This is a genomic window from Belnapia arida (assembly GCF_016773205.1).
In the GTDB taxonomy this organism is placed as follows: Bacteria; Pseudomonadota; Alphaproteobacteria; order Acetobacterales; family Acetobacteraceae; genus Belnapia; species Belnapia arida.
In genome coordinates this window covers 1-349 of record NZ_JAETWB010000199.1, presented here as the reverse complement: position 1 = coordinate 349, position 349 = coordinate 1, and the positions used below count along the sequence as shown (strand labels likewise).

General features: G+C 63.0%; 1 pseudogene. It reads left to right on the top strand.

Annotation, left to right across the window (positions count from 1 at the left end):
- Positions 1–349 (top strand): annotated as a pseudogene (locus JMJ56_RS33385) (polyphosphate kinase 2 family protein); the annotation flags it as partial.

Below are 349 nucleotides of genomic sequence, written 5' to 3'. Positions count from 1 at the left end.
TCCGGCATCATCCTGGTGAAGTACTGGTTCTCCATCACCGACCAGGAGCAGCAGCTTCGCTTCCTCATGCGCATCCACGACCCCATCAAGCAGTGGAAACTCTCGCCGATGGACCTGCAGTCCCGCGTCCGCTGGGAGCAGTACACCAAGGCGAAGGAGGCGATGTTCGAACGCACCAGCATTCCGGAGGCGCCGTGGTATATCGTCGAAGGCAACGACAAGAAGCGTGCGCGGCTGAACTGCATCCAGCACCTCCTCTCCCAGATCCCCTGCGAGGACGTGCCGCACCAGCCGGTCGTGCTGCCCGAGCGCGTCTTCGACCCGAATTACGAGCGGCGCACGCTGCCGT